Source organism: Providencia sp. PROV141, from assembly GCF_028481645.1.
GTDB classification, from domain to species: domain Bacteria; phylum Pseudomonadota; class Gammaproteobacteria; order Enterobacterales; family Enterobacteriaceae; genus Providencia; species Providencia rettgeri.
Genome location: NZ_JAMPPR010000022.1, coordinates 124206 through 140634 on the forward strand (window position 1 = coordinate 124206; position 16429 = coordinate 140634).

The 16429-nt window shown below is 43.3% G+C and carries 15 protein-coding genes; 11 read left to right on the forward strand and 4 right to left on the reverse strand.

Translation table 11 applies throughout. The features are described from left to right. Positions 1-138: 138 nt before the first annotated feature. The 3 genes from envZ to greB all read right to left on the reverse strand — a co-directional run bounded on the left by envZ (position 139) and on the right by greB (position 2788). Entirely contained in the window at positions 139-1470 is a 1332-nt protein-coding gene (envZ, locus tag PSF09_RS15365) for a two-component system sensor histidine kinase EnvZ (RefSeq protein WP_210837202.1), read from the reverse strand. Next, complete coding sequence (gene ompR, locus PSF09_RS15370; RefSeq protein ID WP_004266122.1) at positions 1467-2186, reverse strand: osmolarity response regulator transcription factor OmpR; 720 nt, start codon at positions 2184-2186, stop codon at positions 1467-1469. The genes envZ and ompR overlap by 4 nt, the downstream gene beginning before the upstream one ends. Before the next feature lie 116 nt (positions 2187-2302). Beyond that, entirely contained in the window at positions 2303-2788 is a 486-nt protein-coding gene (greB, locus tag PSF09_RS15375) for a transcription elongation factor GreB (RefSeq protein ID WP_109912392.1), read from the reverse strand. A 168-nt stretch (positions 2789-2956) separates the two neighbouring features. Here greB and PSF09_RS15380 point away from each other — a divergent pair, with 168 nt between their 5' ends. From PSF09_RS15380 to PSF09_RS15395, 4 genes are all read left to right on the forward strand, one after another. Continuing rightward, positions 2957-5287, forward strand: a complete 2331-nt coding sequence (locus PSF09_RS15380; RefSeq protein ID WP_272684105.1) for a Tex family protein — start codon at positions 2957-2959, stop codon at positions 5285-5287. A 345-nt stretch (positions 5288-5632) separates the two neighbouring features. Continuing rightward, the gene (feoA, locus tag PSF09_RS15385; protein WP_272666099.1) at positions 5633-5863 is read left to right on the forward strand and encodes a ferrous iron transporter A; all 231 of its coding nucleotides are present in this window, start codon (positions 5633-5635) and stop codon (positions 5861-5863) included. A gap of 29 nt (positions 5864-5892) precedes the next feature. Continuing rightward, positions 5893-8211 carry a Fe(2+) transporter permease subunit FeoB gene (feoB, locus tag PSF09_RS15390; protein WP_272684106.1) on the forward strand — a complete coding sequence of 773 codons (2319 nt, stop codon included), beginning with the start codon at positions 5893-5895 and terminating at the stop codon, positions 8209-8211. 11 nt (positions 8212-8222) lie between these two features. Continuing rightward, positions 8223-8456 carry a FeoC-like transcriptional regulator gene (locus tag PSF09_RS15395; protein WP_272666104.1) on the forward strand — a complete coding sequence of 78 codons (234 nt, stop codon included), beginning with the start codon at positions 8223-8225 and terminating at the stop codon, positions 8454-8456. Between the two features lie 47 nt (positions 8457-8503). Here PSF09_RS15395 and bioH read toward each other — a convergent pair whose 3' ends face one another. Beyond that, on the reverse strand, positions 8504-9283 hold the full coding sequence (gene bioH / locus PSF09_RS15400; protein ID WP_272684107.1) for a pimeloyl-ACP methyl ester esterase BioH: 780 nt from the start codon (positions 9281-9283) through the stop codon (positions 8504-8506). Positions 9284-9337: 54 nt separating this feature from the next. Between bioH and PSF09_RS15405 the strand changes: the two genes are divergently transcribed. From PSF09_RS15405 to PSF09_RS15435, 7 genes are all read left to right on the forward strand, one after another. Continuing rightward, positions 9338-10021, forward strand: a complete 684-nt coding sequence (locus tag PSF09_RS15405; protein WP_042851463.1) for a hypothetical protein — start codon at positions 9338-9340, stop codon at positions 10019-10021. 63 nt (positions 10022-10084) lie between these two features. After that, positions 10085-10663: a Fe-S biogenesis protein NfuA gene (nfuA, locus tag PSF09_RS15410; protein ID WP_004266130.1), complete on the forward strand. Its 579-nt coding sequence runs from the start codon at positions 10085-10087 to the stop codon at positions 10661-10663. Between the two features lie 88 nt (positions 10664-10751). Beyond that, the gene (gene glpE / locus PSF09_RS15415; RefSeq protein WP_004266131.1) at positions 10752-11075 is read left to right on the forward strand and encodes a thiosulfate sulfurtransferase GlpE; all 324 of its coding nucleotides are present in this window, start codon (positions 10752-10754) and stop codon (positions 11073-11075) included. A 16-nt stretch (positions 11076-11091) separates the two neighbouring features. Then, positions 11092-11937, forward strand: a complete 846-nt coding sequence (glpG, locus tag PSF09_RS15420; RefSeq protein ID WP_004266132.1) for a rhomboid family intramembrane serine protease GlpG — start codon at positions 11092-11094, stop codon at positions 11935-11937. A gap of 28 nt (positions 11938-11965) precedes the next feature. Further along, entirely contained in the window at positions 11966-12724 is a 759-nt protein-coding gene (locus tag PSF09_RS15425) for a DeoR/GlpR family transcriptional regulator (protein ID WP_004262881.1), read from the forward strand. Positions 12725-13018: 294 nt separating this feature from the next. Next, the gene (gene glpD / locus PSF09_RS15430) at positions 13019-14509 is read left to right on the forward strand and encodes a glycerol-3-phosphate dehydrogenase (protein WP_272666108.1); all 1491 of its coding nucleotides are present in this window, start codon (positions 13019-13021) and stop codon (positions 14507-14509) included. 334 nt (positions 14510-14843) lie between these two features. Then, complete coding sequence (locus tag PSF09_RS15435; protein WP_272684108.1) at positions 14844-16415, forward strand: ATP-binding cassette domain-containing protein; 1572 nt, start codon at positions 14844-14846, stop codon at positions 16413-16415. The last annotated feature ends 14 nt before the right edge of the window (positions 16416-16429 follow it).

Here is a 16429-nt window from a genome sequence, read left to right on the forward strand (position 1 = left end):
CTTGATATAAATAATACTCAAAACAATTTGTGTTGCAGCTAGGCGGCCAGAGAGGATATATCGGGGAGCATACACAAGTATGTGACCCGAGTAGCCGAGCGCAGCCAACAACGCTGCGGCGCAAAGTGTGAAGAGTATTTAGTCTTCTTTCTCTTTAAGAGGGAGAAGAGCCCTAATCGCAAACCCACCACGCTCACTTTTATGAATCTCAATGCTCCCTTCGTGAGCATCGACAATTCGGCGAATAATCGCTAGACCTAGGCCTGTTCCTGTATTACTACGCGCTTTCTCACCTTGTACAAATGGCTGGAACAAACGGTGAATGTCTTCTTCTTTGATACCTGCGCCATCGTCTTCAACTTGAAACCAAACAAAATCTTCCGTTTTACCACTACTGACCTTAATCCAGCCATTTCCATAGCGGTATGCATTAACTATCATGTTTGTAATAGCGCGTTTGATCGCTAATGGATTACCATTAACAATCATTGAACCGGGCTCGAGTGCAGTTTCAATTTCACCGATGACATTACTTTCTGAGTTCACTGCTTCCATTAAGATAGCGTTAAGGTCACAGAATTCCATATCCATTTCTTGGCCCGTTTTCAGGTAGGACATGAATTGACCGATAATCGCATCACACTCTTCAATATCTTTATTAATAGATTCTGCCAGATAGCTATCTTCTGGGCTCATCATTTCTGTCGCTAAACGAATACGGGTTAAGGGAGTTCTGAGGTCGTGACTTACCCCTGCCATTAAGACAGTTCGATCGTTTTCTAAAGTTTTAATTCCTGCAGCCATGTGATTAAAAGAACGGATGGCGGCTCTAACCTCTGTGGCGCCTTTTTCTTGCATTGGGGGTAAAATTACCCCTTTACCAACTTCACCTGCATGATACTCCAATTCAAGCAACGGCTTGTTTTGGTAGCGTATATACAGCCATACCCCGGCAAAAATGGTGAGAAAAATCGTTAAGGTATAGCGAAAAACCAGGGAGAACTGATTTTGACCAATTTCAGTCAGAGGAACTCGCACCCAGATATCAGGTGCGAGATAAGACGTTAGCCATAGAATGGGATACTCTCGGCCTAGTTCGAGATGAACACTCGCCTTGCCACCAATATATTCGGACATATGTTCGCTTAGAAAATCATACTCTTTTGCCCAGTTCAGCCCTTCTTCCATTGCCGCTGAATGTGCATAAAAGGTAATCCCTAATTCATTGTAGATTTTCTTACGCAACGCGGGAGATACCCGCACTGAGGTTCCATCTTGTAGAACCATTTTCTCTGTCATTAATGTTCTTACTTCGTATGCCAATACCTTATTGAATTGTTGTAAGCTAGGCATCACAACAAAATTCAACACAACCATATAACTGGTTACGAGGCTCGCAAACAGTAAGGCTACAAATAAAAATAACGAGCGAGAAAATGTACTACGCCTTGAGAACCTCAGTCGCTTCATGCTTTACTTCCATCCGGAACAAACACATAGCCCAAGCCCCAAACCGTCTGAATATAACGAGGATGTGCTGGGTCTTCTTCAACCATGCGACGCAAACGTGAGATTTGAACATCAATAGAACGTTCCATCGCACTGTATTCACGGCCTCGCGCTAAGCTCATTAACTTATCACGAGACAACGGTTCCCTTGGATAAGAAACCAACACTTTTAACACCGCGAATTCGCCGCTGGTTAATGGCATATTTTCATCACCTTGGAACATTTCTCGTGTTCCAAGATTTAATTTAAATTTACCGAAAGTAATTATTGCATCATCTTGAGATGGCGCACCCGGTAATTCATTAGCTTGACGACGTAATACCGCACGAATACGAGCTAGCAATTCCCGTGGATTAAAAGGTTTTGGAATATAGTCATCTGCACCGATTTCTAAGCCAACGATACGATCAACTTCTTCACCTTTCGCTGTCACCATAATAATAGGAATTGGGTTATTTTGACTACGTAAGCGACGGCAAATCGATAGACCATCTTCACCCGGTAGCATTAAATCTAAGACGATCAAATGAATAGATTCCCTTGTCAGGATTCTGTCCATCTGTTCAGCATTTGCAGCACTCCTTACCTGAAAACCCTGCTCAGTGAGGTAACGTTCCAGCAGTGCACGTAAACGCATATCATCATCGACGACAAGAACCTTATAACTTTCCTGCATTTTGTAGCCCTCAAGATGTGCATCTTTCAAATTATTTTTTTAATGAATGTAAGTAAAACAATATTAATGCTCACTAATTTACCACTAACATAGAATTTAATGAATCATTTTACACTTCAGGTGGTTAGTGGGTGGTAGCTTATCTCTAACACAAAATAAGTCACCTGCCCTCCTGGCGTATTTACTGTTATTTCATCATCAACCTGTTTGCCTATCAAGGCTCGTGCTACTGGAGAGTCTATTGAAATCCATTGTTTTGTAGGGTTGAATTCATCCGCACCAACGATACGGAATATTCTGATATTTTCATTTTCATCTTCTAGTTTAACCCATGCGCCAAAAAAGACACGGCCTTCTTGGCGAGGATCAGGCTCGATAATCCTTAACTGATCCAATCTTTTGGATAAAAAACGGATGCGCCTATCAATTTCACGCAACCTTTTTTTACCATAAATATATTCTGCATTTTCTGAGCGATCCCCTTGAGCAGCGGCCTCTGAAACAGATTGAGTAACCCGAGGGCGCTCTTCCTTCCACAGGTACTTCAGCTCTTTATCTAATGCATCCCAACCTTCACGTGTAATTAAAAGACTTTTAGTCATAACCTTCAAATATTAGCTAATGGAGCCATAATTATAATATTTTATAGAACATAATCTGAGACTTTCCTACCAATAGGCTCAAATTCAGTCTGGAAATTCTCGTTCTCACCAAGTATAACAGTGCAGTAAATTTTTTAACTGTTCTTTCAGTAGGTATTTAAATTCGACATGAATGAAACTCTAAGCCAAATTATTGCAGCGGAACTGCAAGCCCAGCCGAAACAGGTTTTTTCTGCCATCACATTGTTAGATGAAGGAAATACTGTCCCGTTTATTGCGCGTTACCGTAAAGAGGTTACCGGAGGGTTGGACGATACTCAGCTTCGCCAGCTAGAAAGCCGTTTAGGGTACTTGCGCGAATTAAATGACCGTAAACAAACCATTCTTAAGTCGATAGAAGAGCAAGGTAAATTGACACCAGAGCTTGCCTCCGCTATTGATACTACGCTTAATAAAACCGAGCTTGAAGACCTGTATCTTCCGTATAAACCGAAACGTCGTACCCGTGGGCAAATTGCTATCGAAGCAGGACTTGAGCCTTTAGCCGACACCCTGTGGAACGACCCTAGTCAGTCACCTGATGAACTCGCAAAAACCTATATCGATGCAGACAAAGGTGTTGCTGATGTCAAAGCCGCTTTAGATGGCGCTCGCTATATCCTTATGGAACGCTTCGCCGAAGATGCGGCTCTTTTAGCGAAAGTTCGCGACTATATTTGGAAAAATTCCCACCTTGTTTCTGTTGTTGCAGAAGGTAAGCAAGAAGAAGGGGTGAAATTTAGCGACTACTTTGAACATCACGAACCTGTTGCTCAGGTTCCTTCTCACCGAGCTCTTGCGATGTTCCGTGGCCGTAACGAAGGAATTTTACAGCTTTCATTAAACTGTGATCCTCAGTTTGATGAACCACCCAAAGAAAGTTACTGCGAAGAAATTATTACTCGTCACTTAAATATTCGTTTAAATAATGCTCCGGCTGACCAATGGCGTAAGGCAGTGATCAGTTGGACATGGCGTGTCAAAGTATTACTGCACTTAGAAACAGAAGTGATGAGCTCACTGCGTGAAAAGGCCGAAGAAGAAGCCATTAACGTATTTGCTCGTAACCTCAGTGACTTACTGATGGCGGCACCTGCAGGAATGCGTGCCACCATGGGATTAGACCCAGGTCTACGTACTGGCGTGAAAGTTGCTGTCGTGGATGCGACAGGGAAATTAATTGCGACTGATACAATTTATCCGCATACCGGGCAAGCCGCAAAAGCGGCCACCATCGTTGCGGCGCTTTGCCAAAAACACAATGTCGAGTTAGTGGCGATAGGTAACGGGACTGCTTCTCGCGAAACGGAACGTTTCTTTGCTGAAGTACAAAAACAGTATCCAGAAGTCACGGCACAGAAAGTGATTGTCAGCGAAGCTGGTGCTTCTGTGTATTCCGCCTCTGAACTTGCAGCGCTCGAGTTTCCAAGCTTAGATGTGTCTTTACGTGGTGCCGTATCAATTGCCCGCCGCCTACAAGACCCGCTAGCTGAATTGGTGAAAATTGACCCTAAATCCATAGGGGTTGGCCAATATCAGCATGATGTCAGCCAAACGCAATTAGCACGTAAATTAGATGCCGTAGTCGAAGACTGCGTAAACTCGGTTGGAGTTGACTTGAACACCGCTTCTGTTGCCTTACTGACTCGGGTTGCTGGTTTAAGCAAAATGATTGCGCAAAACGTGGTGGACTGGCGCGACCAAAATGGCCAGTTTAGCGATAGAAAACAGTTACTCAAAGTTGCACGTCTTGGGCCAAAAGCTTTTGAGCAATGTGCTGGCTTCTTACGTATCACCAATGGTGAAAACCCGTTAGATGCTTCTACTGTTCATCCTGAAGCTTATCCAATTGTCGAAAAAATTCTTGAGTCTGTCCGCCAGCCACTCAAAGAAATTATGGGTAATTCACAGGTACTTAATGCTTTGAGTCCACGCGACTTCACCACGGAGCAATTTGGGGTTCCAACCGTCACTGACATCATTAAAGAGCTGGAAAAACCGGGCCGTGACCCACGTCCTGAGTTTAAAACAGCGACCTTCGCGGAAGGCGTAGAAACCATGAAGGACCTGACTCCTGGCATGATTTTAGAAGGTGCGGTTACCAATGTGACCAACTTTGGTGCTTTTGTGGATATTGGTGTTCACCAAGACGGTTTAGTTCACATTTCTTCACTTTCAAATAGTTATGTCGAAGACCCACACAAAGTGGTAAAAGCCGGTGACATTGTAAAAGTCAAAGTGTTAGATGTGGATATTGCGCGCAAACGCATTGCGTTAACGATGCGTTTAGATGAGCAAGCCGGTGATGCTAACAGTGCACCTCGCCGTGCAGCCCCAGAACAGGACAAAAATACACGTAAAGCTCCTCAACCAAGAGGTAATTCACGTCAAAACAACGCATCTTCTGGGAATAGTGCCATGAGTGATGCCCTTGCTGCTGCATTTGGCAAGAAGCGCTAATTTTTTAATAGGATAGGTATCACAATGTACTTATTGTGATACCTATATCCATAATTAATCGCTGTAATTAGTTATCCCAACCAGTATATTGAACATTATTCCACCCTCTCCCCCGTGTTTACTCCGCCATTACTTTTGCTGACGAAACACCGCAAACTCAATGCTTCGTTGATCCATATCAAGTCAAATTGACGAAAAAAGAGGCTAAATATAACAAAAGGTGGATGATTATGATTCTCATTGTTAATTAGATTTATTTTTGTTTGGCGGTCTTATTACCTGAGCAATTATAATCTTTAACATTGTCATCGATATCATTATGAATTAAATGATTAGGAAGACACTATGGCAATACTTCCTCAATGCAGTTACAAAATACTCGGTTTCTCTCCAGAAATCAGTCCTGCATACCGACAAAAACTACTCTCACTCGGTTTACTTCCGGGTTCTGTCTTTAAAGTGGTGCGCTTGGCGCCTTTTGGCGATCCTGTACAAATAGAAACTCACCGCGTCAGCTTAGTGCTGCGTAAAAAGGATCTTGCCCTACTCAATCTAGATGAAACGACCACCGTTTAAGTATTTCTTTTTTATTATTGGCAAACACTATGAAACGATTAACTATCGGCTTAATTGGTAATCCCAATGCAGGCAAAACGACCCTATTTAACCAGCTTACAGGGTCAAGGCAGCGGGTCGGTAACTGGGCTGGGGTCACTGTTGAACGCAAAGTGGGTCGCTTCCATACCGATGACCATAAAATCGAGCTTGTTGACCTACCCGGCACCTACTCTCTGACTACCATTTCTGAACAAACCTCTCTCGACGAACAAATCGCCTGCTACTTTATTTTAAGTGGTGAGGCAGACATGCTCATTAATGTTGTCGATGCGTCTAATTTAGAGCGTAACCTCTATCTGACATTACAATTAGTTGAGTTAGGCGTTCCATGTATTGTCGCCTTGAATATGTTGGATATTGCTCAAAGCCAACATATTGATATTAATATTGCTGAATTAGAAAAACAGCTCGGTTGCCCTGTGATCCCAATGGTTTCAACTCGAGCAACTGGTATCGATAAACTGAAAAAAGCCATTGATACACACCCACAAAATAGCCAACAAGCCCTTGTGGAATATCCATCCGAGTTATTACAAGCAGTGGATTCATTATCTGAGCAAATTTCAGCACAACAATTTAGCCACCAGCAACGCCGCTGGTTAGCATTACAAATTCTCGAAGGGGATATTTATAGCCGCCAACGCGCAGAAATATCTGAAGGGCAATTACTGGCGATACGCCAAACACTGAAAGAAGGCTTAAACGAAGAGCCTGAACTACTCATCGCTGACGCACGTTATCAATCTATTGCCACAATTTGTCATGCCGCGATTAACAATAGCGCCGCTGAACCTAACAGGCTGACCCAATCACTGGATAGATTTATTCTGAGCCGTTGGCTCGGTGTCCCTATTTTCTTATTTGTGATGTACCTGATGTTTGTCTTAGCCATTAACATTGGTGGGGCATTGCAGCCTTTCTTTGAAGGTGCTTCTGAGGCGATATTTATTCATGGTATTCAGTGGGTTGGTGCCTATTTCAGCTTCCCTGATTGGCTCACTATTTTCCTTGCCCAAGGTGTCGGCGGTGGTATTAATACAGTATTACCGTTAGTACCACAAATCGGGATGATGTACCTGTTTCTTTCAATACTGGAAGACTCGGGTTATATGGCACGAGCCGCTTTCGTGATGGACCGCCTCATGCAGGCGCTAGGTTTACCAGGTAAATCCTTCGTACCGTTGATTGTCGGCTTTGGCTGTAACGTACCATCAATTATGGGTGCACGCACGCTAGATGCACCACGTGAAAGGCTCATTACGGTACTAATGGCACCGTTTATGTCTTGTGGTGCAAGGCTGGCCATTTTCGCCGTCTTTGCTGCCGCTTTCTTTGGCAAAAATGGGGCAAGTGTGGTCTTTTCTCTCTATATTTTAGGGATTGTTGTCGCTATTTTGACTGGGTTATTACTAAAACATACCCTTATGCGTGGCGAGGCCTCTCCGTTTATTATGGAGCTTCCGGTTTACCATGTACCACACATCAAAACACTGCTGATTCAAACATGGCAACGCCTAAAAGGCTTCGTAGTACGAGCGGGTAAAGTTATCGTTGTTGCCAGTATCTTTATTGGTGCATTAAATAGTTTCTCTTTCTCTGGTAAGCCTGTTGATAATATTAATGACTCTGCACTCGCTTCTGTCAGTAAAGTTATTACCCCTGCGTTACAGCCGATTGGTGTGCATGCAGATAACTGGCAAGCGACCGTGGGGTTAATTACCGGCGCGATGGCGAAAGAAGTGGTCGTGGGGACGCTGAATACTCTGTATACCGCTGAAGCCATTACTTCTGAGCCGTTCGATGCTGAATCTTTCAACTTATGGGAAGAACTGGAAGATGCGGTTTCTGAAACCTGGGATAGCTTAAAAGAAACCTTTACTTTAAGCGCGTTATCAAACCCTATCGAAGCCAGTAAAGGTGATGGAGAAATGGAGTCCGGTTCAATGGGAACTATGGCAGCGAAATTTGGTTCAGGAATTGCTGCCTATAGCTACCTAATCTTCGTCTTACTGTATGTGCCTTGCGTCTCGGTGATGGGTGCTATCGCACGTGAAACCAATAAAAGTTGGATGAGTTTCTCCATTCTGTGGGGCTTGAATGTGGCTTATAGCCTCGCGGCTCTGTTTTACCAAGTTGCCACATTCAGCGAGCACCCACAAAGCAGTTTAATTACCATTGCCACGGTTGTCCTGTTCAACCTTGCCTTATTCATATTCTTACGCCGCATGCGTAGCCGTGTAACCCTGAACATCAAGAGCAAAACTGCTGAGCAATGTTCTGGCTGTTCAAGTGATGCTTGCCACTAAGGAATAAAACGATGACTAGCTTGCTGCAAATAAGAGATTTAATCGCCTTATATGGGCAAGCTGACATCGCGCTACTCAGTGAGCAACTAAATACACCGGTTCCATTAATTCAAGCGATGGTTGAGAAACTCGTCAGCTTAGAGAAAATTGAACAAGTCGATATCAGTGCTTGTTTAACGGGCAGTAGTTGCAAAGGCTGCCCAGAAAGCACTGATTGCGCTCATTTTGTGTATAAAATCAAATAATAGCGACACCACAAAAAAATCAGCCACAAGTTAGGCTGATTTTTTATTTATTCCTCGATACGACTTTGAAAATCCAACAGGTATTCGCAAAACTCATCAGGATGGGAAATAAAGGGTGCATGGGCGCTATTGCGCATAATAACAGATGGTGAATTAGGGTAAAGCTCATCTAAAATGGGCACTATTTTGCGCGGTACCAAGCCATCGAGATAACCATAAATGCGCAAGAAAGGAATGGGTAACTGTTTTAATTCATCGCGCAAATCTTCGGTACGCAATGATTCAAGCCCGGCATTTAACGTTTCAACCGTTGGAATAGGTTGTTCAAGTACCACGGATTTCAAGGTTCTAGCATCGTTTCTTGCACTTTCTGTCCCTAATGTCTGCAATGCTAAAAAACGCTCAACGGTACGATGAAAATCAGCCGAAAGTTGCTGCTCGAAACCTAATAAAACCTCTGGCCGGATCCCTGCCCAACCGTTTTCTTCTGCTTTAAAGCATGGAGAAGAAGCAACGGTAATTAACCCTTTGACTTCATAAGGGTGGTCAAGCGTAACACGGCTTGCAACTAGCCCGCCAAGTGACCAACCGAGCCAAATCGCGTTTTTAGGTGCTTGTTCCCATAAAATATTCGCCATCGTTTGAATATTCATGGGAGAGAAACCTTGGCTACGTCCATAACCCGGCAAGTCAACTAAATGAACCCGAAAGTGCGAAGCGATTCGCGGAATAATTGTTTGCCAGACTTGTGCGTTCAGTCCCCATCCGTGCAGCAACACAAGATCTTGTTTACCTTCACCAACGGTCTGCCAATATAACTTTGCCATCGTTACACTCTCTTCATTCATTTATTTGTCAATTCGTTTTAACGGGACGCTACTATGCTAACAATGGAGGGGGGCTGCTGGCTATGTCACCAATCACTAAAATTAACTCATCAGGGTGTTTGTCATTTTTGCCTCAAAGGGCTGCCTAAAATGCCAACCTGCTGTTTACGCTGCGCTTTACCCTGTGAGCAGCCTACCATGGAGTGCGGGCGCTGCCTAAAAAACCCTCCCGCATGGCAGAGAATTATCACTGTGACCCCGTACCAAGGCGCTTTACGCTTGTTAATCCATCGTTTTAAATTTCAAAAACAATCTCAACTTGCTTTTACTCTAGCACGAATTTTTGCGTTATTTTGGCTCACGGGTTACCGCCAACAAAAATGGCAAAAACCGGACTTAATCATCACCATTCCACTGCATCGCCGCCGTCTGTGGTGGAGAGGATTTGACCATATGGCATTAATAGGCGAAAATTTATCCAGATGGTTAAATATCCCCTATTCGCAAAATTCATTATCACGTAGTCGTGCTACACTGGCACAGATTACACTAAAACGTGAGTATCGCCGAAATAACCTAAAGGGAGCATTTACCTTAAACAACTCGGTTTCAAACCTACATGTTGCTGTTCTTGATGATGTTATTACAACAGGTTCCACCATGAATACCGCAGCACAATTGTTGATTTGTGCGGGTGTACATACTGTTGATGCATGGTCACTGTGTCGCACCTTGTAGGAAAGGGGTAAATGGGCGTATTATAACCAACTAAAGCAGTCAACTATTATTGAGCAAATGATTATGATTAATATTACTGAAGCAGCACAGGCTCATTTTGCCAAATTGTTGGAAAATCAAGAGCCAGGAACTCAAATCCGTGTTTTTGTTATCAACCCAGGCACACCAACCGCAGAGTGCGGTGTGTCATACTGCCCTCCGGGTGCCGTTGAAGCAACAGATAAAGAACTAAAGTTCGAGAAATTATCTGCTTATGTTGATGAAATTAGCGCACCATTCTTGGATGATGCCGAGATTGACTTCGTTACCGACCAACTGGGCTCACAACTGACATTAAAAGCTCCGAACGCAAAAATGCGTAAAGTCTCTGATGACGCACCATTAATTGAACGTGTTGAGTATGTTTTACAGTCACAAATTAACCCACAACTTGCCAGCCACGGTGGCCGTGTTTCCCTGATGGAAATCACTGATGAAGGCTTTGCAATTCTGCAATTTGGTGGCGGCTGTAACGGTTGTTCAATGGTTGATGTCACCCTTAAAGAAGGTATCGAAAAAGAACTTCTCAAAATGTTTGAAGGTGAGCTAAAAGGCGTTAAAGACCTGACTGAACACCAACGTGGCGAGCACTCTTTCTACTAATCAATACCACGAATATTTGGCACTCGTTTTTTACGGGTGCCTCTCATTTAACCTTTTATCGGTTGTTACCTACTGTATTCGGTATTTTATGGACCATTTTGAAACACTAACACCAGAGCAAGCCTACCAACATTGGGTGGACGGTACTGCCATACTGGTAGATGTACGAGACCCACAAAGTTTCCGCGCAGGCCATGCTAGTGGCGCCTATCACCTCACCAATGAGTCACTGAGCCAATTTCTAGAACAAACAGATTACGAACAACCTGTTATGGTGATGTGTTACCATGGGCACAGTAGCCAAGGTGCAGCACAGTATCTGATCAACATTGGCTTTGAATCTGTATATAGCATCAATGGTGGATTTGAAGCATGGTTAAGGGAATATCCACAAGCCGTTACGGCTCTCTAGATGAGAAAACGCATTCATGATCCACATCACCTCTTTTGCTAATCCTAGAATGGCACAAGCCTTTGTTGACTATATGGCTAGCAAAAATATCCACTTAATAATAAAGCCATCACAGGAACAAGCCGTCTTTGAGCTTTGGCTAGAAGATGAGCAATTTCAATCTCAAACCCAGAAAGAATTAGATATTTTTTTACAAGATCCAAATCACCCCCGCTACCTAGAAGCTAGTTGGCACACGGGAAGCGCAGATACCCAGTTTCAATATCGTAACTACCTGACCTGGGGCTACCTTAAAGAACAATCTGGCCCTTTAACTATCGCTGTTATTTTATTGTCGATTGTTGTATATCTTTGGGTAGAAATGACCGATGCCCGAGAAGTTCTACGCTATTTAGCATGGCCTATTGGCGACCAACAAACGGAACTTTGGCGTTGGTTTAGCCCTGCATTGGTGCACTTTTCGCTATCACATATTGGTTTCAACCTTGCGCTATGGTGGTTTCTGGCTGGGCAAGTTGAGCGAAAGCTCGGAACGGGTAAATTATTCACTATCTTACTAGTCTCTGCACTGTTTAGTAACTGGGGGCAGTCGCTGTTTAGTGAAAACAACTTTGGCGGCTTATCTGGTGTCGTCTATGCCCTTGTCAGCTATGTGTGGTTAACGGGTGAACGTCGGCCTGAAAGTGGCATCAGCGTCCCTCGAGGGTTAATGATATTCTCCATTATCTGGCTTTTTTTCGGTTACTTCGATGTTTTAGGTATGCATATTGCCAATGCCGCACATACTTCAGGGTTAATTATCGGCTTATTGATGGGAGTATGGGATAATAGGCACAGTTTTAAACACCAGAGCTCCAGATAAAACATTTTAATAATTAGAGGCTAACGCTGTGAAACAAACCCAGAGACATGATGCAATAGTTGAGCTTGTGCGTCTTCAGGGATATGTCAGTACTGAAGAACTCGTCGAACACTTTGAGGTAAGCCCTCAAACAATCCGTCGAGACCTCAATGACCTCGCTGAACAAAATAAAATTCAGCGGCACCACGGTGGCGCAGCACTGCCTTCAAGTTCCGTGAATGCAGCTTATAATGACCGTAAAATCATGTGGTCAGATGAAAAAGCGCGTATCGCACAACATGTTGCAAGCCAAATTCCTGACGGTGCAACATTATTTATAGATATTGGTACCACTCCCGAAGCCGTTGCTCATGCATTGGTTAATCACAAAAACCTACGCGTGGTGACCAATAACCTTAATGTCGCCACATTACTGATGCCAAAAGAAGACTTCCGCCTAATTTTAGCGGGGGGTGAAGTTCGCTCAAGAGATGGCGGTATTGTCGGGGAAGCGACCCTCGATTTTATTTCTCAATTTAGGCTAGATTACGGTATTTTGGGTATCAGTGGTATTGATATGGATGGCTCATTACTTGAGTTCGATTACCATGAAGTTCGTACCAAACGCGCGATTATTGAGAACTCACGCTGTGTCATGCTCGTCACCGACCATTCTAAATTTGGTCGTAACGCGATGGTTAATTTGGGCAATATGAACCTGATTGACTACTTATTTACTGATAAACAGCCACCAGACAGCATTTTGAAAGTCATTGAGCAACATAATGTTCAATTAGAGCTTTGTTAATCAAATGATTATCTTAATGATGGTAGCGCCTGCTGCCATCATACTGCTTTGACCCTTCCCTATTTTAGTCTTCCCCGTCTTGCCATTGTTTTTTTCTTTTTCGCGCGAAACTTTCTTTTTTCCATTGTGAATAACAATATTTTATGTGTGGGTATTGAAAAAAAATTGTTACCAATATCACGCAGTTGTTATTTTTTTCATTAATAATAGTTGGCATCACTATCTATTTTGACTACAATCAAATGAGCGAAAACGAACATTATTGAAAGTGTTTCGAACATCTCAGGGGGATGCATGGAAACTAAAGACTTGATTGTCATCGGCGGCGGGATCAACGGCGCTGGTATTGCAGCAGATGCTGCAGGTCGTGGATTATCGGTATTACTGCTCGAAGCTCAAGACTTGGCAAGTGCGACTTCATCTGCGAGTTCTAAACTCATTCACGGTGGCTTACGTTATTTAGAGCATTATGAATTTAGATTAGTGAGCGAAGCATTGGCTGAACGTGAAGTGCTATTACGATTAGCACCACATATCGCCTTCCCAATGCGCTTCCGTTTACCTCATCAACCTCATTTACGTCCAGCTTGGATGATCCGTATTGGCCTATTTTTATATGACCATTTAGGTAAACGTGTCAGCTTACCAAGCAGTAAAAGTCTGAAATTCAACCAAAACTCTGTACTCAAACCTGAATTAACGAAAGGTTTTGAATATTCCGATTGTTGGGTTGATGATGCGCGTTTAGTTGTATTAAACGCTCAAGAAGTGGTACGTAAGAATGGTGAGGTTCGTACTCGCACAAAAGTGACTCGCGCCTACCGTGAAAACGGCTTATGGGTTGTTGAGGCTCAAGACTTACGTACGGGTGAAACGCATACATGGAAAGCGAAAGGGCTAGTTAATGCTACTGGACCTTGGGTAAAAGAGTTCTTTGATGATGGCCTGAAATTAAAATCACCTTATGGTATTCGCCTAATCAAAGGTAGCCACATTGTCGTTCCACGTGCACATGATGAGCCACAAGCGTACATCTTACAAAATGAAGATAACCGTATTGTATTTGTTATTCCGTGGATGGATGAGTTTTCTATCATCGGTACGACTGACGTAGAATATAAAGGCGACCCGAAAGACGTCAAAATTGATGAAAACGAAGTTAACTATTTACTGAAAGTGTATAACGACCACTTCAAAAAACAGTTAACCGTGAGTGATATTGTTTGGGACTATTCAGGTGTTCGCCCACTGTGCGACGATGAGTCAGACTCACCACAAGCCATCACTCGTGATTACACATTGGATATTCACGATGAGCAAGGCCAAGCGCCATTGTTGTCTGTATTTGGTGGTAAATTAACGACTTATCGTAAGTTAGCGGAAGCCGCTGTGAATAAGTTAGCGACTTACTATCCAACTGCTGGCAGCCCATGGACCAAAAATGGCCAATTACCGGGTGGTGATATCGAAGGTTGTGACCGTGATGGTTATGCACGCGTGTTGCGTCAACATTATCAATGGCTTCCTGAAGGCTTAGCGCTACGTTTTGCCAGAACCTACGGTAGCAACAGTAAGTTAATCCTTGAAGGTGCGAATTCACTCAGCGACCTCGGTGAAGCATTCTCTGCGAATGTCTACGAAGCGGAATTACGTTACTTAGTCAAACATGAGTGGGTAACAGAGTTAGATGATGCCATTTGGCGTCGCACTAAATTGGGTATGTGGCTGAATGAAGAAGAAAAGCAGCGCATTGCTCAATGGTTGTCAGAGAATACCTCTGTATAATCGTAAAAATCTCGTTGTTATAAAATCTCGTTGTTAATGGAAAAAGCCAGTCGCTATTATTGACTGGCTTTTTCTATTATTAAATTGTTAGCCCGACTTTCAGAAAAATAATCACGATAAGTTGCACAAATCAATTTGACCTGTTTATAATGTATACGAATTTATCTCTCACCCAACTTCGCAGGTACGCCTCACGATGAACTAAGCACTGCCAGAAAATATTTTCCAATACCCTTTTGGTATTCATTTTTCTGTTCCTGGCAGGCAACCGCTTTCATCGACGCTTCTTGATAAGTCAACGACGTTGTCTGTCCTCATTATTTTGGAGGTGCATATGACGATTGCTTGTCACTTTTCACAGCTCAATATTGAATTTAACCAAACCGCCCTTTTTCCCCCGTTAAGCGGGACGCTGTCATGCCAAAAAAATGCCCTAATTGGCCATAATGGCAAAGGAAAATCCGTCTTGATGCGTATTCTTGCTGACCAATTATCCCCTACGCAAGGGAATGTACATTGGAACCTTCCCTTTATCTATGTCGAGCAATTAACGCGACTAACGGGAGAAACGCTTGTCGATGCTTTAGGTATAACCGAGCTTTATCGCGCATTCTTACGTATTGAGGCGGGAAATGGCTCTTTAGCTGATTTTGAACTCACGGAAGATCAATGGCATTTACCCTCACAATGGCAAAGTCTATTGGACTCAGCAGGGCTCGCTATCTCAATGGAAGCCCCCATTGCCCATTTAAGTGGGGGTGAACGTACTCGCCTAGCCCTTTGTCGTGCATTTCTTCACCAAGACCACTTTTTGCTACTTGATGAACCAGATAACCATTTAGATACACAAAGTCGGCAATGGCTCAGTCAAAAGCTCACTGAACATCGAGCTGGCTGTCTCGTTATTTCTCACAACAGAACCCTATTAGGAGAAATGGATACCATTTTTGAGTTAACGGAAAAAGGCTTACATGAATATGGGGGAAATTATACGTTATATGATACCCAAAAAACCTTGGAAATCGCTGCAATTGACGCACAAGGTGAACGCTTAGAAAAACGTATTCACCAAGAGAAAAAACAACAGCAAGCCACATTACAAAAAGCCGCTCAACGCAAGAAACAGGGTGAAAAAATTCGCTATGGTGGATCGCAATCCTTACTGCTGCTTGATATGCAAAAAAATCGTGCGGAGAAAAAGCAATCAAATGTCGCAGAGCGGCACCAACGAGTGATGGATAATCTACAAAACCAGCAACAGGATAACCAAGAAAAAGCTCGTCATATCAAGCCGCAAAAAATGATGATTAACTATCAAAATGAAGGAAATAAAGTCACAATTTTCGCTTCTGACTTGCGTTTGCCTTACGGTTATTCATCACCACTCTCATTCACTGTATACAGTGGAGAGCACTGGCATATTCAAGGGTATAATGGTTGCGGTAAATCAACGCTACTTAAAGTGCTTGCAGGCCTGTTGCCATCATCTTCAGGAGAGTGCCGCCTAAGCGGTGAATTTTGCTATTTAGATCAACACCTCAATTTACTCGATAAAACATTGCCTGTCGCTGAAGCACTTTATCAATACCAACCTGTATTTACTGTAGAACAGTGGCGCACGCAATTAGGCATGTTACGGATACGAGGAGATAAGTCATTGTTACCACTACAGCAGCTCAGTGGTGGAGAACAGCTAAAAGCGACGCTATTGGCACTCACACATAGCCCGAATCCACCCGCAATTTTATTACTCGACGAGCCCGATAACCATTTAGACTTAGATTCAAAACAACTACTTGAAGCGCTATTGCAAGACTACCAAGGAACACTATTACTGGTTTCTCACGATGACGCCTTTATTGCAAACTGCAATATAACCCACACTCTAAATCTTTCGGATAAATAACCGTATGTTAGGCC